This is a genomic window from Kineococcus sp. R86509 (genome assembly GCF_042466365.1).
Taxonomy (GTDB): domain Bacteria; phylum Actinomycetota; class Actinomycetes; order Actinomycetales; family Kineococcaceae; genus Kineococcus.
The window spans coordinates 4,316,331-4,337,423 of record NZ_JAXHCE010000001.1 but is presented as its reverse complement, the minus strand read 5'-3'; the positions used below and the strand labels follow the sequence as shown (position 1 = coordinate 4,337,423).

At 71.1% G+C, this 21,093-nt stretch carries 21 protein-coding genes; all 21 read right to left on the bottom strand.

Features of this window, described 5'->3' with window-relative positions; all coding sequences use genetic code 11:
- Positions 1-3 precede the first annotated feature (3 nt).
- Positions 4-1,461, bottom strand: coding sequence for a F0F1 ATP synthase subunit beta (gene atpD / locus SJY07_RS21150; protein ID WP_328292239.1), 1,458 nt, complete (start codon positions 1,459-1,461; stop codon positions 4-6).
- Between the two features lie 65 nt (positions 1,462-1,526).
- On the bottom strand, positions 1,527-2,435 hold the full coding sequence (locus SJY07_RS21145) for a F0F1 ATP synthase subunit gamma (protein ID WP_328292240.1): 909 nt from the start codon (positions 2,433-2,435) through the stop codon (positions 1,527-1,529).
- Positions 2,436-2,504: 69 nt separating this feature from the next.
- On the bottom strand, positions 2,505-4,142 hold the full coding sequence (gene atpA / locus SJY07_RS21140) for a F0F1 ATP synthase subunit alpha (protein ID WP_328292241.1): 1,638 nt from the start codon (positions 4,140-4,142) through the stop codon (positions 2,505-2,507).
- Between the two features lie 110 nt (positions 4,143-4,252).
- Positions 4,253-5,083, bottom strand: coding sequence for a F0F1 ATP synthase subunit delta (locus tag SJY07_RS21135; protein ID WP_380161468.1), 831 nt, complete (start codon positions 5,081-5,083; stop codon positions 4,253-4,255).
- A complete protein-coding gene (locus SJY07_RS21130; protein WP_380161467.1) occupies positions 5,080-5,649 on the bottom strand; it encodes a F0F1 ATP synthase subunit B in 570 nt (189 codons plus the stop codon). Before SJY07_RS21130 ends, SJY07_RS21135 begins: the two co-directional genes overlap by 4 nt.
- A 47-nt stretch (positions 5,650-5,696) precedes the next feature.
- Positions 5,697-5,909 (bottom strand): ATP synthase F0 subunit C, encoded by a 213-nt coding sequence (gene atpE, locus SJY07_RS21125; protein WP_380161466.1) that lies wholly within the window; start codon positions 5,907-5,909, stop codon positions 5,697-5,699.
- 63 nt (positions 5,910-5,972) lie between these two features.
- The gene (gene atpB / locus SJY07_RS21120; protein WP_380161465.1) at positions 5,973-6,764 is read right to left on the bottom strand and encodes a F0F1 ATP synthase subunit A; all 792 of its coding nucleotides are present in this window, start codon (positions 6,762-6,764) and stop codon (positions 5,973-5,975) included.
- An 88-nt stretch (positions 6,765-6,852) separates the two neighbouring features.
- Positions 6,853-7,092, bottom strand: a complete 240-nt coding sequence (locus SJY07_RS21115) for a hypothetical protein (protein WP_380161464.1) — start codon at positions 7,090-7,092, stop codon at positions 6,853-6,855.
- Complete coding sequence (locus SJY07_RS21110) at positions 7,089-7,526, bottom strand: hypothetical protein (protein ID WP_380161463.1); 438 nt, start codon at positions 7,524-7,526, stop codon at positions 7,089-7,091. Before SJY07_RS21110 ends, SJY07_RS21115 begins: the two co-directional genes overlap by 4 nt.
- A 146-nt stretch (positions 7,527-7,672) precedes the next feature.
- Positions 7,673-8,857, bottom strand: a complete 1,185-nt coding sequence (locus tag SJY07_RS21105) for an MraY family glycosyltransferase (RefSeq protein WP_328292248.1) — start codon at positions 8,855-8,857, stop codon at positions 7,673-7,675.
- Entirely contained in the window at positions 8,854-9,588 is a 735-nt protein-coding gene (locus tag SJY07_RS21100; RefSeq protein WP_380161462.1) for an L-threonylcarbamoyladenylate synthase, read from the bottom strand. The genes SJY07_RS21105 and SJY07_RS21100 overlap by 4 nt, the downstream gene beginning before the upstream one ends.
- A 67-nt stretch (positions 9,589-9,655) precedes the next feature.
- Positions 9,656-10,516 (bottom strand): peptide chain release factor N(5)-glutamine methyltransferase, encoded by an 861-nt coding sequence (gene prmC, locus SJY07_RS21095; protein WP_380161461.1) that lies wholly within the window; start codon positions 10,514-10,516, stop codon positions 9,656-9,658.
- 20 nt (positions 10,517-10,536) lie between these two features.
- A complete protein-coding gene (locus SJY07_RS21090; RefSeq protein WP_380161460.1) occupies positions 10,537-11,613 on the bottom strand; it encodes a serine hydrolase domain-containing protein in 1,077 nt (358 codons plus the stop codon).
- Between the two features lie 4 nt (positions 11,614-11,617).
- Positions 11,618-12,103 (bottom strand): ArsR/SmtB family transcription factor, encoded by a 486-nt coding sequence (locus SJY07_RS21085; RefSeq protein WP_380161459.1) that lies wholly within the window; start codon positions 12,101-12,103, stop codon positions 11,618-11,620.
- Positions 12,104-12,168: 65 nt separating this feature from the next.
- Positions 12,169-13,236, bottom strand: a complete 1,068-nt coding sequence (prfA, locus tag SJY07_RS21080) for a peptide chain release factor 1 (protein WP_328292253.1) — start codon at positions 13,234-13,236, stop codon at positions 12,169-12,171.
- Between the two features lie 93 nt (positions 13,237-13,329).
- Complete coding sequence (gene rpmE, locus SJY07_RS21075; RefSeq protein ID WP_328292254.1) at positions 13,330-13,545, bottom strand: 50S ribosomal protein L31; 216 nt, start codon at positions 13,543-13,545, stop codon at positions 13,330-13,332.
- Positions 13,546-13,681: 136 nt separating this feature from the next.
- Positions 13,682-15,859 carry a transcription termination factor Rho gene (rho, locus tag SJY07_RS21070; protein WP_380161458.1) on the bottom strand — a complete coding sequence of 726 codons (2,178 nt, stop codon included), beginning with the start codon at positions 15,857-15,859 and terminating at the stop codon, positions 13,682-13,684.
- 345 nt (positions 15,860-16,204) lie between these two features.
- On the bottom strand, positions 16,205-17,179 hold the full coding sequence (gene thrB, locus SJY07_RS21065; RefSeq protein ID WP_380161457.1) for a homoserine kinase: 975 nt from the start codon (positions 17,177-17,179) through the stop codon (positions 16,205-16,207).
- Between the two features lie 26 nt (positions 17,180-17,205).
- Complete coding sequence (thrC, locus tag SJY07_RS21060; protein WP_328292257.1) at positions 17,206-18,297, bottom strand: threonine synthase; 1,092 nt, start codon at positions 18,295-18,297, stop codon at positions 17,206-17,208.
- Complete coding sequence (locus SJY07_RS21055; RefSeq protein WP_380161456.1) at positions 18,297-19,604, bottom strand: homoserine dehydrogenase; 1,308 nt, start codon at positions 19,602-19,604, stop codon at positions 18,297-18,299. Before SJY07_RS21055 ends, thrC begins: the two co-directional genes overlap by 1 nt.
- 84 nt (positions 19,605-19,688) lie before the next feature.
- Positions 19,689-21,080, bottom strand: a complete 1,392-nt coding sequence (lysA, locus tag SJY07_RS21050; protein ID WP_380161455.1) for a diaminopimelate decarboxylase — start codon at positions 21,078-21,080, stop codon at positions 19,689-19,691.
- Positions 21,081-21,093 lie beyond the last annotated feature (13 nt).

Here is a 21,093-nt window from a genome sequence, read left to right as displayed (position 1 = left end):
GGGTCAGTTCTCCTTCTGGATCTGAGCCCACTTGCGCTCGACGTCCTCGAGGCCACCGACGTTGAAGAAGGCCTGCTCGGCGACGTGGTCGAACTCGCCGTCCGCGATGCGCTTGAAGCTCTCGACGGTGTCCTTGAGCGGAACCGTCGAACCCTCGACGCCGGTGAACTTCTCGGCCATGTAGGTGTTCTGGGAGAGGAACTGCTGGACACGGCGGGCACGGCTCACCGTCAGCTTGTCCTCCTCCGACAGCTCGTCGACACCGAGGATGGCGATGATGTCCTGGAGTTCCTTGTTGCGCTGCAGGATCTGCTTCACGCGGACCGCGGTGTCGTAGTGGTCCCGCGAGATGTAGAGCGGGTCCAGGATGCGCGACGTGGAGGTCAGCGGGTCCACGGCCGGGTACAGACCGCGCGAGGCGATCTCGCGGGAGAGTTCGGTCGTGGCGTCGAGGTGCGCGAACGTCGTGGCCGGCGCCGGGTCGGTGTAGTCGTCGGCGGGGACGTAGATCGCCTGCAGCGAGGTGATCGAGTGACCGCGGGTCGAGGTGATGCGCTCCTGGAGGGTGCCCATCTCGTCGGCCAGCGTCGGCTGGTAGCCCACGGCGGAGGGCATGCGACCCAGCAGGGTCGACACCTCCGAACCCGCCTGGGTGAACCGGAAGATGTTGTCGATGAAGAGCAGCACGTCCTGGTTCTGCACGTCGCGGAAGTACTCCGCCATCGTCAGGGCGGACAGGGCCACGCGCAGACGCGTGCCCGGCGGCTCGTCCATCTGGCCGAAGACGAGGGCCGTCTTGTCGAAGACGCCGGCCTCGGCCATCTCGCCGATGAGGTCGTTGCCCTCACGGGTGCGCTCGCCGACACCGGCGAACACCGACACACCACCGTGGTTCTGGGCGACGCGCTGGATCATCTCCTGGATGAGGACGGTCTTGCCGACGCCCGCACCACCGAAGAGGCCGATCTTCCCACCCTGGACGTAGGGGGTGAGGAGGTCGATGACCTTGATGCCGGTCTCGAACATCGTGGTCTTGGACTCGAGCTGGTCGAAGGCCGGAGCCTTGCGGTGGATCGGCCAGCGCTCGGTGACCTCGAGCTTCTCGCCCTCTTCGAGGTTGAGGCACTCGCCGATGGCGTTGAACACGTGGCCCAGGGTCACGTTGCCGACGGGCACCGAGATCGGGGCGCCGGTGTCGACGACGGCCGCACCGCGGACCATGCCGTCGGTGGGCTTGAGCGAGATGGCCCGGACCATGTTGTCGCCGAGGTGGGAGGCCACCTCGAGCGTCACAGTCTGGGTCTCGCCCCCGATGGTCACCTGGGTGGTGAGGGCGTTGTTCTGCTCGGGCATCGTGTCGGCCGAGAACTCGACGTCGACGACGGGGCCGATGACTCGGGCGATGCGACCTGTCGCACCCTTGCTGGTGCTGCTCGGCGCTTCGTTGACGGTGGCGGTCATGTCGCTCCTCGGGCTTCCTTCGTCGCGTGAGTTCTGGCTGGAGTGGGTGGGGGCAGAGCGCGAGGTCAGGCGCGCGAGCCGGAGGAGGCCAACGCGTCGGCGCCGCCGACGATCTCGCTGATCTCCTGGGTGATGTCGGCCTGACGGGCGTTGTTGGCCAGCCGGGTCAACTTCTTGATGAGCTCGTCCGCGTTGTCCGTCGCGCTCTTCATGGCCCGCTGACGACCGGCGAGCTCGGAGGCCGCGGCCTGCAGGAGGCAGTTGTAGATGCGGCTGTTGACGTACTGCGGGAGCAGGGCGTCCAGGACCGCGTCCGCACTGGGCTCGAACTCGTACAGCGGCTGCAGGTCACCCTCGGCGGGCGCCTCGACACCCTCGACGACCTCCAGCGGCAGGAGCCGGATGACCCGGGGTTCCTGAGTGACCATGCTGACGAAGTGGGTGTAGACGACGTGGATCTCGTCGACGCCGCCGTCGGCGAACTCCTTCGCGAAGTCGGCCACCAGGCGGTCACCGATCTTCTTCGCGTCCTCGTAGCTGGGCGAGTCGGTGAACCCGGCCCAGGCCTCGACGACCGAGCGACGACGGAAGTTGTAGAACGACGCCGCCTTGCGCCCGACGAGGTACGGGGCGATCTCCTTGCCCTCGGCCCGCAGGGCCGCGGTGAGCCGCTCCCCCTCGCGCAGGACGTTGGAGGAGTACGCACCGGCGAGACCGCGGTCGGAGGAGCACACGAGCACCGCCGCGCGCTTCACCTCGGACTTCTCGGTGATCAACGGGTGGTCGAGCGAGGAGTTCGACGCCGCCGCCGACACCGCGCGGGTCAACGCCCGGGCGTAGGGCGTCGACGCGGCGACGTTCGCCCGCGCCTTGATGATGCGCGACGCCGCGATGAGCTCCATCGCGCGGGTGATCTTCTTGGTCGCCTGGACCGAGCGGATCTGCCGCCGGTAGGCCCTCAACTGGCCTGCCATGTCCTGCTCCTCTTCCTTGCTCCGCTCGGTCCCTGCTGGGGTCGTGCTGCGTGATCTGCCAGGAGCGCGTCAGCGCTTCTGGGTGGTGATCCGCTCCTGCGAGATGTCGTCCGCGTCGGTCGCGCCGTGGTCCTCGTCGCCGGGGACGGCCGCGTCCTGCTTGCCCGCGGAGAACTGGGGCTTGAAGGCGTCGACGGCCTTCTTCAGCTCTTCCTTGGCACCGTCGGAGAACTGCTTCGTCTCGCGGATGCCCTGCATGAGCTCGGCGTGCTGACGCTTGACGTACTCGAGGAACTCGCGCTCGAACCGGGAGACGTCGGACACCTCGACGGAGTCGAGCTGACCGGTGGTGCCGGCCCAGATCGAGACGACCTGCTCCTCGAGGGAGAACGGCGTGTACTGCGGCTGCTTGAGCAGCTCGACGAGACGCGCACCACGGGCGAGCTGGTTGCGCGAGGCCTGGTCGAGGTCGGAGGCGAACATCGCGAACGCCTCCATCGCGCGGAACTGCGCGAGGTCCAGCTTCAGCGTGCCGGAGATGCCCTTGATGGCCTTCGTCTGCGCGGCACCGCCGACGCGCGACACCGAGATGCCGACGTCGATGGCCGGACGCTGGTTCGCGTTGAACAGGTCCGACTGCAGGAAGATCTGACCGTCGGTGATGGAGATGACGTTGGTCGGGATGTACGCCGAGACGTCGTTGCCCTTGGTCTCGATGAACGGCAGACCCGTCATCGACCCGGCACCGAGCTCGTCGGACAACTTCGCACAACGCTCCAGCAGGCGGGAGTGCAGGTAGAAGACGTCACCGGGGTAGGCCTCGCGGCCCGGCGGACGACGCAGCAGCAGCGACACGGCGCGGTAGGCCTCGGCCTGCTTCGACAGGTCGTCGAAGACGATGAGGACGTGCTTGCCGGCGTACATCCAGTGCTGGCCGATGGCCGAACCGGTGTAGGGCGCGAGGTACTTGAAGCCGGCCGGGTCGGACGCGGGGGCCGCGACGATGGTCGTGTACTCCATCGCGCCGGCCTCTTCCAGCGAGCGCTTCACGGAAGCGATCGTGGAGCCCTTCTGGCCGATCGCGACGTAGATGCAGCGGACCTGCTGCTTCGGGTCGCCCGAGGCCCAGTTGGACTTCTGGTTGATGATCGTGTCGATCGCGATCGCGGTCTTGCCGGTCTGGCGGTCCCCGATGATCAGCTGACGCTGGCCACGGCCGACGGGGATCATGGCGTCGATGGCCTTGATGCCGGTCTGCAGCGGCTCCCGCACTTCCTGGCGCTGGACGACCGAAGGGGCCTGCAGTTCCAGCGCACGGCGCGCCTCGGCCTCGATCGGGCCGAGACCGTCGATCGGGGCACCCAGCGGGTCCACGACGCGGCCCAGGAAGTCGTCACCGACGGGGACGGAGAGGACCTCTCCGGTGCGGTGGACCTCCTGGCCCTCCTCGATGCCGGCGTAGTCGCCCAGGACGACCACACCGATGTCGCGCACGTCGAGGTTCTGGGCCAGGCCCAGGGTCCCGTCGCTGAAGCGCAGCAGTTCGTTCGCCATGACGGAGGGCAGGCCCTCGACGTGGGCGATGCCGTCGCCCGCGTCGGTCACGCGGCCGACTTCCTCACGCGCGGCGGTTCCGGGGTCGTACGACGCCACGAAGGCGTCGAGAGCGTCCCGGATCTCCTCCGGGCGGATGGTCAGCTCGGCCATGGAAGCCCTGCTCTCCTTGTCGGTCGTGCGGTGTCGACCGTGCGGTCGATCGTGCGGTTCTCGAAGTCCATTGTCCCCCGCCTGGAGCGGGAGGGGTGTTCGACGGGTGGTCAGCCGGCCAGGCGGCGACGGGCCTCGTCGAGGCGGGTCGAGATCGACCCGTCGATGACGTCGTCGCCGACGCTGACGCGCAGGCCCCCCACCAGGTGGGGGTCGACGTCGACGTTGATGCGGATCGCCCGGCCGTACTGGCGCGAGAGCGAGGCGGCGAGCCGCTCACGCTGGTTCTCGCTCAGCGGGACGGCCGAGACCACGTGGGCCACGAGCTGCTCGCGACGCCTGGCCACGATCTCGACCCAGTCCTCCAGCAGCCGTTCCGCGCGCAGACCCCGCGGGGAGGTCGCGACCCGACGGGCCAGCTGGACGGTCTCGGGCGAGGCCTTGCCGAGCAGCAACCGCGAGGCCAGCGACGCGCGGTTGGCGTCGGGGGCCGTGCGGTCGGCCAGCGCGTCGCGCAGGCCGGCGTTGCCGGCGATGGTCCGCGAGAACCGGAAGAGCTCGTCCTCCAGCGCGTCCAGGTGCCCCGACTTCTCGGCCTGGGTGACGACCGCGACGACGGCGAGCCGTTCGGTGGCGTCGGACAGGTCGCGACCCGCCGTCCAGCGGGCCGAGGCCAGCGCGACGACGGTCTCGAGAGCAGCCGGGGTGATCCGGCCGGACAGCGTGCGGCGGACGAAGTCCGCCTTGGCCGAACCCTCGCGGGAGGGGTCGGTCAGCGCCCGGCGCAGGCCGACCGAGGAGTCGAGCAGGCTGGTGACGGCGAAGAGGTCCTCGCCGGTCTTGCCCGCGTCGGCCCCCTCGGCCGCCAACTGCTGGTCGAGCACCCGCTGCGCGGCGGCGAGGCTCGCCTTCGCGACGCCGGAGTCGAGCTCACCGCTCATCGGGAGGTCACTCCCGACTCGTTGCGCTCGAGGTCGGCCAGGAACCGGTCCACGACGCCGCTCTGACGAGCGGTGTCCTGCAGCGACTCCCCGACGATGCGACCCGCGAGGTCGGTCGCGAGGCGACCGACTTCCGCGCGCAGCTGCGCCGTGGCCTGGACGCGCTCGGCCTCGATGGTCGCGCGCGCCGCGGTGGTGATGCGTTCGGACTCGGCCTGAGCCTGCTCACGCATCTCGGCGAGGATCTGCGCACCCTGCTGGCGCGCCTCCTCACGGATGCGGTTGCCCTCGACGCGGGCGTCGGCGAGCTGAGCCTTGTACTCGGCGAGAGCGGCGGCAGCTTCTTCCTGCGCCCGCTCCGCCTTCTCGACGTTGCCCTCGATGGCGGCACGACGCTCTTCGTACATCGCTTCGAGGCGCGGGACGACCTTCTTGGCGACCACCGCGTAGATGATGATCGCGAAGATGATGCCGACGATGAGCTCGCCGAGGTGCGGCAGGATCGGGTACGTCGGGTTGCCCTCGACGACCTCTTCACCTGCTGCAGCGAAGGCTGCTACGAGCACGATTCCTCCTTCGGACTAGGACGAGTGGGCGAGCCTGGAGAGGCTCGTCACTGCCCCGAGAAGACGAAGGCGAGGGCGATGCCGAAGATGGCCAGCGCTTCCGCGAGGACGAAGCCGAGGATGGCGATGCTCTGCAGCATGCCGCGGGCCTCGGGCTGACGAGCCGCGCCGTTGATGTAGGCCGCGAAGATCAGGCCGATGCCGATGCCCGGGCCGATGGCAGAGAGGCCGTAGCCGACGATGGCGAGGGAGCCAACCATGGTTTCTGGTCTTCCTTTCGTTGCCGGTGCGCACGCCGCGCCCCGGAGTTCTTGGTAGGGCGGTCAGTGCTCGTCAGCGAGGGCGCTGGCGATGAACGAGGCGGCGAGCATCGTGTAGACGTACGCCTGGAGGAACTCGACGAAGAGTTCGAAGAGGGTGAGGACGAAGGCCATGACGATGGTCGGGATCCCGACGATCTTCAGCCCGATCCCGCCGTCGATGAACATGTACTCCGCACCGGAGATGAAGAGCACCAGGATCAGGTGACCGGCGAACATGTTCCCGAAGAGTCGCAGCGTGATCGTCACCGGCTGGATCACGACGATCGACAGCACCTCGAGGAAGAACACCAGCGGGACGATCGGCTTCGGCAACCCGTGCGGCACGACGCCCGCGAAGTAGGCGGCGAAGCCCTTCTTGCGGATCCCGACCACGTGGTAGGTCAGGTACAGCATGATCGTCAGCGCCAGCGGGAAGGCGATGCGCGACATCGTCGGGTACTGGATCGGCGGGATCACGCCGAACAAGTTGTTGACGAGGATGATCGAGAAGAACGTGAACAGCAGCGGGACGTACTTGCGGAAGTCCTTGCTGCCGATCCACTCCCGGGCGATCGAGTTGCGCACGAAGCCGTAGGCGGCCTCGACGACCATCTGCTTCTTGCCCGGGACGACCGCGAGGCGCTTCGTCCCGGCGAGCAGCAGCCAGATGATCAGCACGGCCGACAGCGCGAAGACGATGGCCGGACGCGTGATCGCGAACGGACCGCTCCCGATGAGGGGCTGCCAGAACATCTCCGCGGTGGGCGCGGAAAATCCGTGCTCCTCGGCGGCAGCCAGCAGGGGCAGGCTCACGTCAACTCCTCCGTGCGAACTTCATCGTGGGTACGGGGCCGGAGTGCCGGCCGCGTGGCCCCCTGAACAGTGATCGGGCGTCTCGCGGTCAGTGCGTACCGTACCGGAGCCACACGTAGTACAAAGTCAACGCCTTGCCGACGACGAGACCGATCCCCACGATGAAGTGGGTTCCGAGCAGGTGGTCGAGACCCCAACCCGCCATCGCGCCCATGAGCGCACCGGAGATCAGGTACGACGTGATGCTCCAGGCGATCTTCTCGGTGATGCCGTTGCCCGCGTCCGTCGGCATGGCCGACGGAGCATCGGACGGCTTGGCGAGGCTCACTTCTGGACCTCGTCCGTCATGAAGATGGGGATCCGCAGCTTCATGAAGCCGCGGAGTTCGGCGGCCAGCCACACGACCGCCGTGATGATGACGGTGAACCCCAGCGCGGGACCGGAGATCCCGTCGACCCGGGTGAGCAGCAGCATCGCGATCCCGAGCAGGACCACCTTGACCGAGTAGACGACCATCGCGGTCATCATGATCAGCTGGGGCCGCGCCCGCGTGACCTTGGCCATGACCACCAGGCGGGCTCCGAAGAACGCGACGACGATGGCCCCGCCGATCAGCGCGGAGAGCCCCGAGGCGCTCCCCTGCCAGATCCAGGCGACGACGACGCAGACCAGAGCGACCGCACCCGACACCGCGGACGCGCGGCGGAGCAGGATGCCGAAGGCCTCGGCGGCCTGGACTCCTGCGTCGGTGCTGGTGCTCAAAGGTTTCTCTTCCGTCGTCGGCGGGTCGTCCGGTGGGACAGGCTCACTGGCGGCAACCCCGGGATGTTGGTCACGTTCCGGGGAGACTTCGTGAAAGCTATCACGAGCGGAAGGGTCTCCTACGTCACGTCGTGGACCGTCCGGGCTCACGTGCGGGAAGTCTCGGACGTGGGTGCCGCAACGGCACTCTGCGTGGGTTCCTCGTCGCTCACCGTCGGGTTCACAGGGTCCACCGTTCGTCGGTTGCGTCGCCAGTACACGGGCAGGAACGTCAGGGCCAGCACGACGCAGCCGGCTGCGAAGGCCACGGCGAAGGCCTGGGTCAGCGGGAGGAACGCCGAGGAGGCCACCCCGAAGCTCAGGAACGCCGCCCACGAGTACATGACGAGGACGGCGACGCGGTGGGAGTGGCCGAGCTGCAGCAACCGGTGGTGCAGGTGCTTCTTGTCGGGGTGCCAGAACGCCTTGCCCGCTCGCGTGCGGCGGACGACGGCCAGGACCATGTCGCTGAACGGGACCAGCAGGACCGCGATGGGCAGCAACAACGGGAAGAACGCGGGCGCGATCTTCTCGCTCGCCACGGCCTCGGGGTCGACCGTGCTCGTCGCCGCGATGGTCGAGCTCGCCATCAGCAGACCGAGCATCATCGACCCGGAGTCGCCCATGAAGATGCGGGCCGGGTGGAAGTTGTGCGGCAGAAAACCGAGACACACCCCCACCGTGATCGCCGCGATGAGCGTGGCGAGGGAGGAGAAGTCGTCGGGCGCGCTGCCCCGCTGCAGGGCGTAGGAGTAGCCGAAGAAGGCGATCGAGCCGATCCCGACGATGCCGGCGGCGAGACCGTCCAGGCCGTCGACGAAGTTCACCGCGTTCACCGACACGAGCACCACGAGGATCGTGATGATCATCATGGTCCGGCCGGAGAGCAGGGTGACCCCGCCGATCGGCAGCTGCAGCAGGCTCACGCCCTGCCAGCCCATGATCCCGGCGGCGAGCACCTGCCCGGCCAGCTTGGTGACGGCGTCGAGCTGGACGATGTCGTCGGCGACGCCGACGGCACAGACCACCCCGGCGCCGACGAGGACCCACAGCGGTCCGGGGTCGGCGTGGAAGACGCGGGAGAGGAACGGCACCTGGCTCGCCACGACCAGGGCGGCGACCATCCCGAAGAACATCGCCACCCCGCCCATCCGCGGCACGGGCACCGAGTGCACATCGCGGTCGCGCAGCGGGGTGATCGCGCCGACGCGCTGGGCGAGGCGCCGCACCAGGGGTGTCGTCAGGTACGTGACGGCCGCGGCCACGACGATGACGAGGAGGTAGGCCCTCATCCGCTCGTCTGCGGTGCGCTCGCTCCGGTTCCCTCGGTCTCGAGCTGAGGCTCGGGGTCAGCCTCGGGATCGGCGTCGGGCTCGTCGAGCTCGACCCAGCCCTTGGGCACCGCGGCGCGCAGCTCCGCCTCCGAGATCGCTCCGACGCGCAGGACCCGCAGCGGTCCGTCGGAGGCGTCGACGATCGTCGAGGGCGCCCCCTTCGTCGCCGGACCACCGTCGAGGTAGACCCGGACGGACTCCCCCAGCTGCTCGACGGCCTCGGTGACGAGGTTCGCGGCGGGGTGGCCGGAGAGGTTGGCGCTCGAGACGGCCATCGGGCCGGTGCGCTTGAGCAGCTCCAGGGCGACGGGGTGCAGCGGCATCCGCAGCGCGACCGTGCCGTTGGTGTCGCCCAGGTCCCAGCTCAGCGAGGGCTGGGCGCGGCAGACGATGGTGAGGGCACCGGGCCAGAACGCGTCGATCAGCTCGCGGACCGCGAAGGGGATGGACGACGCCAGGCCGTCGATGGTCCGGGTCTCGGGCACGAGGACGGGTGGCGGCATGTTGCGTCCACGTCCCTTGGCCTCGAGCAGGCGCTGCACCGCGGCGGGGTTGAACGCGTCGGCGCCGATGCCGTAGACGGTGTCGGTGGGCAGCACGACCACCTCACCGCGCTTCACGGCGTTGTGCGCTGCGGACAGACCGCGCTCTCGGATGACGGGGTCGGCGCAATCGAACGGGGGCCTCACACGCAGGAGTCTCCCACTGTCGGCCACGGGGAGGACGACAGCGGCGGGATCGGCGGGGTGTCGACGCTCAGCGACGACGGGCCGTGGTCGTGCGAGGACGGCCGGTGAGGTCGCGGTGGCTGCCGACGTCCTGCCACAGCGACGCCGAGAACATCTCCCGCGCCGAGCGTTCCTGCACCTCGGCGTGCTCGACCACCACGTAGCCCCCGGGCCGCAGCAACCGGGCCGCGGCCGCCACGACCCGGCGCGGGACGAGCAGCCCGTCGTCGCCGAGGCCGTAGAGCGCGATCTCCGGGTCGTGGTGCGCCACCTCGGCGTCGACGGGGACCGCACCCGGCGGGACGTAGGGCGGGTTGCTCACGACGACGTCCACCTCGCCGTCGAGGTCGGCGAAGGCGGTGGCGGCGTCGCCTTCGCGCAGGTCCACCCGCGGCGCGAACTCGTCGACGTTGCGCCGCGCCCAGGCGTGCGCCATGGGATCGAGCTCGACGGCGTGCACGGCGCACCGCGGCACCTCCGTCGCGACGGCCAGGGCGATCGCGCCGGACCCGGTGCAGAGGTCGACGACGGTGGGGAACTCCCCCGCCGCCACCAGACGCCTCGTCTCGTCGACGGCGAGCTGGGCGACGGTCTCGGTCTCGGGGCGTGGGACGAACACCCCGGGCCCGACGTGCAGGTCCAGCTCGCGGAACCCGGCGCGGCCCGTGAGGTGCTGTAGCGGAACGCGCTGCTCGCGCTGGTCGAGCAGGTGCTCGAAGGTCCCCGGCTCGACGCTCTCGCGCAGCGCGAGGAGGACCCCGAGGCGGGAGCGGTCGACGCGCAGCGCGTGGGCCAGGAGGACCTCGGCGTCCGCGCGGGCGGACACCACCCCCACGGTGGCCAGTCGCTGCTCGGCGTCGCGCAGCAGTTCCCTCACGTCGCTCGGCACGTCTCGACCCTACGGGCAGGTCAGACGTCGATCCCGAGCAGTCGGAACGCGATCGTCTGGGTGTCCACGCCGGCCGACCCGCTGGGCGAGGTGACCGCGACCCAGCGGCCGGAGGCGGGTTCGAGCCAGATCGAGCTCTGCACCCCGTAGGTCGCCCCGTTGTTGCCGAGCAGCGTCCGTCCGTCGACCTCCGCCGGGAACCACCCCCACCCCGTCAGGGCGGCTGCGCCCGGAACCTGCCCGGAGACCGCCGCGGCGGCGAGGCGCCCCAGGTCTGCGGCGGTGGAGTAGACGCCGATCCCCGCCGGGACGCTGCCCGTGGAGCTCCAGGGCGTGGTCGCCCGCCCGTCGGCACCCCGCTCCAGCGCCCGACCGGCGGGTAGCGGGTCCGGCGCGGCGACGGTGGCGGTCATCCCCAGCGGTGCGAGGACGCGGTCGGTCAGCAGCTGCGGGTACGGGACACCCGCCCGCACGGCCAGCGCCTGCCCGAGCAGGGCGTACCCGAGGTTGGAGTAGGAGAACTCCCCGCGCGGCGTCCGCAGCCACGTGGAACCGGCGTCGGACAGCAACGACCCGGGGGTGTCCCACTCGTACGGATTTCCGTAGGTGAGGTTCGTGACGAGGCTCCGCAGCTGCGCACGGGTGCTCAGGCGCGGCAGGCCCGACGTGTGGGTGGCGAGTTCGGTCAGGGTCGTGACCGCCAGTTCTCGCGGGAGACCGGGGTAGACCTCCCCCAGCGTCGTCGCCGGGGTCACCTCCCCCCGCTCGACGGCGTCGGCGAACAGCAGACCCGTCATCGACTTCGTGACCGAGCCGATCTCCTGCGGCGTGGTGGCGCTGAGGGGACGACCCGGCGAAGCCTCACCGATCGCTGCCTGCGCCGACGTCGACCCGTCCCCCGTGGCCACGGCGAACCCCTGACCCGGGAGGTCCCCGACGGCGAGCCGCAACCGCCGGGCGAGCGCGGGATCCCCCGTGCTGTCGGCCGTGGGCGTCGGTGGTGTCGCGGGGGTGAAGGCGCTCAGGCCGGCGACGAGCGCCGCGGCGAGGACGACGAGGAGGGTGGGCCTGGGACGGCGTGACACGTTGACGGGCATGGGGTTACCTCAATCCGGCCGTGGCGAGCAGGGTCACGAGCGGGACGACGCGCGCCGGCGGGACGTCGTAGACGCCCCGCCCCGAGGTGGCCAGCCAGCCTTCGGCGACCAGCTGACGCAGGTGGTGGTACAGCTGCCCGGACGTGCCGAGCCCCTCGGAGAGTTCCGCGACGGTGCGTCCGCCGTGCAGCACCCGGTGCAGCAGCTGCAGGCGGACGGGGTGCGCGAGCGCGGACAGCACGGCGACGGCCCCCGTGGGGTCCGCCGCGAGCAGGGAGGAGACCTCGACGGTCTCCTGCCACTCGTAGTGCGCACCCGTGGGCAGCGTGAGGCTGCCGGTGAAGAGGACGTGGGACCGTCCCTCCGCCCGCCGCTTCAGCTCGCGCAGCGCCCAGAACTCGTCGGTCTCGCGCAGGTCCGCCCCGTCGGCCGCTCGGGCCTCCAGGGCCGCGATGCGCTTCTCGAGGACGTCCCACCGTTCGTCGTCCATGCGTAGATCGTACGCACTTCCGTACTCAGTTCAAGAGATCCGTAGCCTGAGTGTTCGTGAGGGCGTCAGACGTCGGAGACGGCGAGCTGCGCGGCTTCGTCGGCGTCGATGGCCGACTGGATGACCGGGTCGAGGTCGCCGTCGAGGACGGTGTCGAGGTTGTAGGCCTTGAAGCCCGTCCGGTGGTCGGCGATGCGGTTCTCGCCGTAGTTGTAGGTCCGGATGCGTTCGGAACGGTCGACGGTGCGGACCTGGGACCGGCGCGCCGCGGAGGCCTCGACGTCGGCGGCCTCCTGGGCCGCGGCGTGCAGGCGGGCCCGCAGGATCCGCATCGCGGACTCCTTGTTCTGCAGCTGCGACTTCTCGTTCTGGCAGCTGGCGACGACCCCCGTCGGCAGGTGCGTGATGCGTACGGCGGAGTCGGTGGTGTTGACGCTCTGCCCACCCGGGCCGGAGGAGCGGAAGACGTCGATGCGCAGGTCGTTGGCGTCGATGGTGACCTCGACCTCCTCGGCCTCCGGCATCACGAGGACCCCGACGGCGGAGGTGTGGACGCGACCCTGGGACTCGGTGAAGGGGACGCGCTGGACGCGGTGGACCCCGCCCTCGTACTTCAGCCGGCGCCAGACCCCCTCGGCCGCCGCGCCGCGGGTCTTCAGCGCCACCGAGACGTCCTTCCACCCCCCGAGGTCGCTGGGGGTGCCGTCGATGACCTCGGTCACCCAACCGTGCTTCTCGGCGTAGCGCAGGTACATCCGCAGCATGTCGGCGGCGAACAGCGCCGACTCCTCCCCACCCTCCCCCGCCTTGATCTCGAGGATCACGTCGCGGGCGTCGTCGGGGTCCTTCGGCAGCAGCAACCGGCGCAGCCGCTCGGCGGCCTCGTCGGCGGCCTCCTGCAGCGCGGGCAGTTCGGCGGCGAAGGCGGCGTCCTCGGCGGCGAGCTCGCGGGCGGCCTCGGCGTCGTCGAGCGCTGCGCGCCAGGTGACGTGCGCCTGCACGACCGCCCCCAGCTCCGCGTAGCGGCGCCCGAGCGTGCGGGCCAGTCCGGCGTCGGCGTGCACGGACGGGTCGGCCAGCCGGCGTTCGAGCTCGGCGTGCTCGTCGAGCAGTGGGATCACGGCTTCGAACACGCAGGAGCTCCAGGGGTCAGGTGCGGACGGGAACGCGACAGCGCCGGCCCCTCCGCGTCTCGTGGAAGCGGTGGGACCGGCGCTGAGGTGATGCTACTTGGCGTCCTTCTTGCCGTAGCGCTGCTGGAAGCGCGCCACGCGGCCACCGGTGTCCAGGATCTTCTGCTTGCCCGTGTAGAAGGGGTGGCAGGCGCTGCACACGTCGGCGCGCATCTCGCCGCTCTTCTCGGTGCTGCGGGTGGTGAACGTCGCGCCGCAGGTGCAGGTGACCTGGGTCTCGACGTAGTCCGGGTGGATTCCGGCCTTCATGGTGATCTCCTCATAGCGCTCAGTCGGTGCCGGGTCGCCGTTCGTGCTGGCGTGAGCCGGTACCTGCGGTGTCGAAGCAGTCTCCCACAGGAGCCGCCGGGTAGTGGAACCCGGCGGCTCCGGAGAGCATTCCCGATCAGTCCTTGTTCACCAAGGGGGTCGAGCTCTGGACCTGCTGCAGGAACTCGAGGTTGCTGCGGGTCTTCTTCAGGCGGTCGAGCAGGAGCTCGATGGAGGCCTGCGCGTCGAGCGCGGTGACGACGCGACGCAGCTTCCAAACGGTCGCCAGCTCCTCGCGGGACATGAGGATCTCCTCGCGACGGGTACCGGAGGCCGGCACGTCGACCGCGGGGAAGATGCGCTTGTCCGCCAGCTGGCGGGAGAGGCGCACCTCCATGTTCCCGGTGCCCTTGAACTCCTCGAAGATGACCTCGTCGGCCTTCGAACCCGTCTCCACCAGGGCGGAGGCCAGGATCGTCAGCGAGCCGCCGTTCTCGACGTTGCGGGCCGCACCGAAGAAGCGCTTCGGCGGGTACAGCGCCGAGGCGTCGACACCACCGGAGAGGATCCGGCCGCTGGCGGGCGCCGAGATGTTGTAGGCGCGGGACAGGCGGGTCAGCGAGTCGAGCAGCACGACGACGTCGTTGCCGAGTTCCACGAGGCGCTTGGCCCGCTCGATGGCGAGTTCGGCGACCGCGGTGTGGTCGGCGGCGGGGCGGTCGAAGGTGGAGGCGATGACCTCACCCTTGATCGTCCGCTGCATGTCGGTGACCTCTTCAGGACGCTCGTCCACGAGCACGACCATGAGGTGGCACTCGGGGTTGTTCGTCGTGATGGCGTTGGCGATGGCCTGCATGACCATCGTCTTGCCGGCCTTCGGCGGGGCCACGATGAGGCCGCGCTGGCCCTTCCCGAGCGGCGACATCAGGTCGATGATGCGCGTCGTCAGGACGTTGGGCTCGGTCTCCAGGCGCAGACGTTCCTGCGGGTAGAGCGGCGTGAGCTTGGCGAAGTCCGGCCGATTGCGGGCCTGCTCGGGCGGGGCACCGTTGACGGTGTCGACGCGGACGAGCGCGTTGTACTTCGACCGCGCGCCGGTCTGCTCGCCCTCGCGGGGCTGACGGACGGCACCCGTGACGGCGTCGCCGGGGCGCAGGTTGTTCTTCTTCACCTGGCCGAGCGAGACGTACACGTCGTTCGCACCGGCGAGGTAGCCGGAGGTGCGGATGAACGCGTAGTTGTCGAGGACGTCGAGGATCCCCGCAACGGGCAGCAGGACGTCGTCCTCGTTGACCTGCTCGTCGATCTCGGGAGCGCCGGGTGCGCCCTCACGGCCACCCCGACGACCCTTGCGGTCGCGGTAGCGGTTGCGACGGCCACGACGGCCACCGGCCTCGTCGTCGTCGTAGCCCGCGCTCGGGCCGTTGGTCGACGCCGCCTGGGGTTCGGGGCGGTTCTCGGTACGCTCGGGACGGTCGGTGCGCTCCTGGCGCTCCTGACGGTCGGTGCGCTCGGTGCGCTCCGTCCTCTCCACGCGCGGCTCGCGGTCCACCCGCGGTTCGCGGGCTTCGCGGTTCTCGCGCGGCTCGCGGTCCACCCGCGGTTCCGTGCGGGCCTCGGACCGGGCGCGCTCGGGGCGCTGCTCGGCCTCGGGGGCGCTGTTCTCGCCGCGGCGGGGCATGTTCGGCAGCTCGACCTGCTGGTCGGGCTCGCGCACCCGGTCACGGCGGGCCCGCTCCCGGCGGGACAGGCGCGGGGTGCCGTCCTGGGACTCGGTGCGCTCCTGGCGCTCCGGGCGGCTCTCGCCACGGGACCCGACGAAGTCGTCCAGCGTCGGCTCGTTGCGCGTGGCGGGCACCTCGACGGCCGGCTGCGCGGGCGTCTCGGACGGCACGGGAGCAGCGGACTCGGCGACCGGCGGGGCGCCGGCGGACGAGCTCGCACGACGGGAGCGGGTCCGCGGCGGGCGGGCGGCGGGGGCTTCCTCCGCCACGGGGGCCTCGACCGCAGCAGCGGCGGGGACCTCGGGTGCCGGAGCGGCGACCGGGGTCTCGGGCGCACTGGCCTGGGCGGTCGGGGTGGTGGTCTCGGCGGCGGCGGCCGGACGGCCCCCGCGCTGCGGCACGACGGACTGGTGCTCGCGGATGGCCGCGAGCAGGTCCACCTTGCGCATCCGCGCGGTGCCCGAGATGCCGAGTTCCGCGGCGAGCGACTGCAACTGCGGCAGTCGCAGGGCGGAGAGGCTGCCGGTACGGCGCGCAGGCGCGTCGGCGGTCGCGCCGTCGGTGGCAGCGATGTCTGTGGTGTCGGTCACGAAGGTCCTTCCCCCTCGTCGGAGCGACTGACCTGCAGAGCCGGCCGAACCGGGTCCGGGGTGTCGCGATGACTGCCCGATCGGGCAGGAATGGGAATCCACGGTCGCGCGGAGGGGCGCACATCAGACGTGGAGACGCGCTCGAGAGCAGGGAGGAGATGAAACTGCAGACGACCCGACAACGAGGTGCGAAGTGGGTACGACTCCAGTGCCCTGCCCGTGAGTGCTGTCCACGACTCTAACACCGTGGGGCCGCCGGACGTTCCACGTCCCCCGTTCGGACGCGTCGGCGGGTCGCGCGCACGAAGCGAGCCGGCGCCTGCACCCGTTGTCCCGCAGCGCGTCTCAGTCTTCGCGCCACTGCACGCCGCACTGGTGCACGGGGCGGTCGTGCACGTCCCAGCCTCCCCGCGACGCCGCGATGCGCTCGACGTCGGCCACCCGGTCGGCCGTCGTCAACGTCAACGCGCTGGGTCCGGCCCCGGAGACGACGGCCGCCAGTCCCTCGGCGCGCAGGGCGGCGAGGAGCTCGGCGGTGCGCGGCATCGCGGGTGCGCGCTGCGCCTGGTGCAGGCGTTCCTCGGTCGCGTCGAAGAGCAGCGACGGGTCCGAGGTCAGGGCGTGCACCAGCAACCCCGCACGACCCGCGGTCAGCGCGGCGTCGGCGTGCGGCACCGTCGCGGGCAGCAGCGCCCGGGCCCGCGACGTCGCGAGCTCCTCGGCGGGCACGCAGACCACGGCCCGCACGTCGGGGTGCACGGGCAGGCGGACCGAGGAGACGGCGTCCGGGTGCGTCGGGTCCTCACCCCGCGTCCAGGCGATGGTGAACCCGCCGTGCACGGCGGGAGCGGCGTTGTCGGGGTGTCCCTCGCGGCGCGTCGACTCGGTCAGCAACCGCTGCCGGGTCTGGACGTCGCTCTCCTGCACGACCCCGGCGGCGCGCAGCAGGGCGCGGGCCGCGGCGAGGCCGGCGACGATCGCCGAGGCCGACGAGCCCAGACCCCGACCGTGCGGGATCACGTTGCGGCAGAGCAGGTCCAGTCCGGGAGCGGAGAAGCCGGCGGCGGCCAGCTCCTCGAGCAGGACCCGCGCCACCAGGTGCCGGCCGTCGGTGGGCAGGGCCTCGGCGCCCTGCCCCTCGACGCGCACCCGGACCCCGGGGGACCCCACCTCGGCGCGCACCTCGTCGCACAGGTCCAGGGCCAGGCCGAACGCGTCGAAGCCGGGGCCCAGGTTCGCGCTGGTGGCCGGGACCTCGACGAGGACGGCCGTCCCCACCGGCAACGGGGTGAGCGCACGCGTCCGGGTGGGGACGGACACCCGCCGGGAGGTCGACACCCGCGCGCTCAGACGTCCAGGCCCATGGCCCGGGCGATGGTGACGGCGTCCGGCTGCACCCGGACCGGCTGCACGGCGTGCCGCTTGCCGTCGGCACCCTCGCCGGCGAGCTCGAGGGCCCACTGGGGGTCCTTCAGGCCGTGCCCGGTGACGGTGATCACGATGGTCTGGTCCGGCTCGACCTCGCCGGCCTCGATCGCGGCGAGCAGGCCGGCGACACCGGCGGCGGACGCCGGCTCGACGAACACGCCTTCGCGGGCCGAGAGCCAGCGGTGCGCGGCGAGGATCTGGTCGTCGGTGACGGCGCCGATGCGCCCGCCGGAGCTGTCGCGGGCGGTGGTCGCCCCCGTCCAGGACGCGGGGTGACCGATGCGGATCGCGGTCGCGATCGTCTCGGGCTCGTCGACGGGGTGACCGTTGACGATCGGCGCGGCGCCGGCGGCCTGGAAGCCCCACATCTTCGGGGTCTTCGTGGCGATGCCGTCGGCGGCGTACTCGGTGTAGCCCTTCCAGTACGCCGTGATGTTGCCGGCGTTGCCGACGGGCAGCACGTGGATGTCCGGGGCGTCACCCAGGACGTCGACGACCTCGAAGGCGCCGGTCTTCTGCCCCTCGATGCGGTACGGGTTGACCGAGTTCACCAGCTCGACGGGGTAGGCCTCGGCGAGCTTGCGGGCCTGGGTCAGGCACTCGTCGAAGTTGCCGTCCACCTGCAGCAGGGTCGCTCCGTGGGCCACGGCCTGCGAGAGCTTGCCCAGGGCGATCTTGCCGTCCGGCACGAGCACGGCGCAGCGGATGCCCGCGGCGACGGCGTAGGCCGCCGCCGAGGCGGAGGTGTTGCCGGTGGAGGCGCAGACGACGACCTCGGCCCCGAGCTCCTTGGCCCGGGTCATGGCCATCGTCATGCCGCGGTCCTTGAAGGAACCCGTCGGGTTGCAGCCCTCGACCTTGAGGTAGACCCGGCCCTTGGCCTTCTCCGACAGCACCAACGCCTGCACGAGCGGTGTGCCGCCCTCGCCGAGGGTGACCACCGGGGTCGAGTCGGTCACCGGCAACCGGTCCCGGTACTCCTCGATCAGACCCCGCCACACGTGCGCCATCAGGCGTCCCCTCCTTCGACCCGCAGCACGCCGGCCACGGAGTCCACGATGTCCAGCTGCTCGAGCTCGTCGACGGTCGTCGACAGGGCGGCGTCGGGTGCGCTGTGCGTCACCACGACCAGGACGGCACGACCACCGTCCTCGGTGGGCACCTGGCGCTGCTGCACGGCCTCGATGGAGACGTCGTGCTTGGCAAAGACGCCGGCCACCTGGGCCAGGACGCCCGGCTTGTCGGCCACGTCGAGGCGCACGTGGTAGCGGGTCACGGTCTCGGACATCGGCTGCACGGGGAGCTGGGCGTAGGCCGACTCCCCCGGCCCGCGACCCCCGACGACCTTGTGCCGCGCCACGGCGACGACGTCGCCCATGACCGCGCTGGCGGTGGGCTGACCCCCCGCGCCGGGCCCGTAGAACATCAGCTGACCGGCGGACTCGGCCTCGACGTAGACGGCGTTGAACGCGCCGCGCACGCCGGCGAGCTGGTGTCCGCGCGGCAGCATCGCCGGGTGCACGCGCACCGAGACGGCCTCGTTGCCCTCGGCGTCGACGCCGCGTTCGCAGATGGCCAGCAGCTTCACGACGCAGCCCTGGAGCTGGGCGGCCCGCACGTCGGCGGCGCTGACCTCGGTGATCCCCTCGCGGTGGACGTCGTCGAGGCTGACGCGGGTGTGGAAGGCCAGCGAAGCCAGGATGGCGGCCTTGGCGGCCGCGTCGAAGCCCTCGACGTCGGCGGTCGGGTCGGCCTCGGCGTACCCCAGGGCCTGCGCCTGCTCGACGGCCTCGGCGAAGCCCATGCCGGTGGTGTCCATCTGGTCCAGGACGTAGTTCGTCGTCCCGTTGACGATGCCGAGCACGCGGGTCACGCGGTCGCCCGCGAGCGACTCCTTCATCGGGCGCAGCAACGGGATCGCCCCGGCGACGGAGGCCTCGTAGTAGAGGTCGACGCCGTTCTTCGCCGCCGCCTCGTACAGCGTGGGGCCGTCGGCGGCGAGCAGCGCCTTGTTGGCCGTGACGACCGAGGCGCCGTGCTCCATGGCGCGCAGGATGAGCCCGCGGGCGGGTTCGATCCCGCCGATGACCTCGATGACGACGTCGGCGCGGGTGACGAGTTCCTCCGCGTCGGTCGTGAACGACGACGGGTCGATGGGCAGACCGCGGTCACGGCCGAGGCGGCGCACCGCGATCCCGACCAGCTCCAGCGGTGCCCCGACGCGCGACGCGAGTTCGGCGGACTGCGTGCTCAGCAGTCGCGCGACCTCGGTGCCCACGACACCGCACCCGAGCAGCGCGACCTTCACCGGCTCCACCGCAGCAGTCCCCTCAGTTCGTCCAGCACGTTCCGGCCCCACCCTCTCACCTGCGCCGGACCGGGCGGTCCGGGCGACCGCCGCTCACCCGGCATCGAGCGCGAGCAGGTCCTCGGGCGTCTCGCGGCGCACCAGGACCTTCGCGGCCCCGTCGCGCACGGCCACGACCGCCGGGCGGGGCACCTGGTTGTAGTTGCTGGCCATGCTCCGGCAGTAGGCCCCGGTGCCGGGGACCGCGAGCAGGTCCCCCGCCGTGGTGTCCTCGGGGAGGAACTCGTCCCGCACGACGACGTCGCCGCTCTCGCAGTGCTTCCCGACGACGCGCGACAGCACGCCCGTGGCGGTGGAGGCGCGCGAGGCGACGGTCGCGGAGTAGTCCGCGTCGTAGAGCGCGGTGCGGATGTTGTCGCTCATGCCGCCGTCCACGGAGACGTAGCGACGACGGGTGCCGCCCTCGAGCTCGACCTCCTTGGTCGTGCCGACCTCGTAGAGGGTGAACGTGCTCGGCGCCGCGATCGCGCGACCGGGTTCGACCGAGACGCGCGGGACGGCGATGCCCTGCACGAGGCACTCGCGGGCGACGATCTCGGCGAGGCGGCCGGCGATCTCCACCGGCTGCAGCGGTTTGTCCTCGGAGGTGTAGGCCACCCCGTAGCCGCCACCGAGGTCGATCTCGGGCAGTTCCACCCCGTGGTCGCGTTCGACCTTCTGGTGCAGTTCGAGCAGTCGACGGGCCGAGACCTCGAACCCGCCCATGTCGAAGATCTGCGAGCCGATGTGGCTGTGCAGACCCAGCAGGTGCAGCTCCGGACGGGCCAGGATCTTCGCGACCGCGGCCTCGGCCCGGCCCGAGGCCAGCGACAACCCGAACTTCTGGTCCTCGTGGGCGGTCGCGATGTAGGAGTGCGTGTGCGCCTCCACCCCGACCGTGATGCGCAGCATGACGGGCGCGACGACACCGCGCTCGCGGGCCATCTCGGCCACGAGGTCGATCTCGGTGAGGGAGTCGAGGACGATGCGCCCCACGCCGGCCTCGAGCGCGGCGGAGATCTCGGCGCGCGACTTGTTGTTGCCGTGCAACGCGATCCGGCCGGGCAGGATCCCGCCCCGGAGGCCGAGGTCCAGCTCTCCGGCGGAGGCGGCGTCGAGGTGCAGCCCGTCCTCGGCGATCCAGCGGGCGATGCCCGTCGCGATGAACGCCTTCGAGGCGTAGTAGACGTCGGCACCGCCGCAGAGGTCGGCGAAGGCGTCGGCGAAGGCGTCGCGGAAGGCGACCGCCCGGGAGCGGAAGTCGAGTTCGTCGACCACGTAGAGCGGCGTCCCGTAGGTCCGGGCGAGGTCACCGACCGCGGTGCCCCCCACGTGCAGGGCCCCCGCCTCGTCGCGGCCGACGGTGCGCGCCCACAGCTGCGGGAGCAGTTCGTTGACGTCCGCGGGCGGCGCGAGCCAGGCCGGGACGACGGCGATGTTCGCCACTCAGATCCTCCCC

Excerpts from the sequence above, each read along its gene's own strand:
- SJY07_RS21090 (WP_380161460.1), bottom strand. The coding sequence starts at position 11,613 with ATGCCCGTCAACGTGTCACGCCGTCCCAGGCCCACCCTCCTCGTCGTC.
- atpE (WP_380161466.1), bottom strand. The coding sequence starts at position 5,909 with ATGGTTGGCTCCCTCGCCATCGTCGGCTACGGCCTCTCTGCCATCGGC.
- atpA (WP_328292241.1), bottom strand. The coding sequence starts at position 4,142 with ATGGCCGAGCTGACCATCCGCCCGGAGGAGATCCGGGACGCTCTCGAC.
- atpD (WP_328292239.1), bottom strand. The coding sequence starts at position 1,461 with ATGACCGCCACCGTCAACGAAGCGCCGAGCAGCACCAGCAAGGGTGCG.
- SJY07_RS21145 (WP_328292240.1), bottom strand. The coding sequence starts at position 2,435 with ATGGCAGGCCAGTTGAGGGCCTACCGGCGGCAGATCCGCTCGGTCCAG.
- SJY07_RS21085 (WP_380161459.1), bottom strand. The coding sequence starts at position 12,103 with ATGGACGACGAACGGTGGGACGTCCTCGAGAAGCGCATCGCGGCCCTG.
- thrC (WP_328292257.1), bottom strand. The coding sequence starts at position 18,297 with ATGGCGCACGTGTGGCGGGGTCTGATCGAGGAGTACCGGGACCGGTTG.
- rpmE (WP_328292254.1), bottom strand. The coding sequence starts at position 13,545 with ATGAAGGCCGGAATCCACCCGGACTACGTCGAGACCCAGGTCACCTGC.
- SJY07_RS21105 (WP_328292248.1), bottom strand. The coding sequence starts at position 8,857 with ATGAGGGCCTACCTCCTCGTCATCGTCGTGGCCGCGGCCGTCACGTAC.
- SJY07_RS21135 (WP_380161468.1), bottom strand. The coding sequence starts at position 5,083 with ATGAGCGGTGAGCTCGACTCCGGCGTCGCGAAGGCGAGCCTCGCCGCC.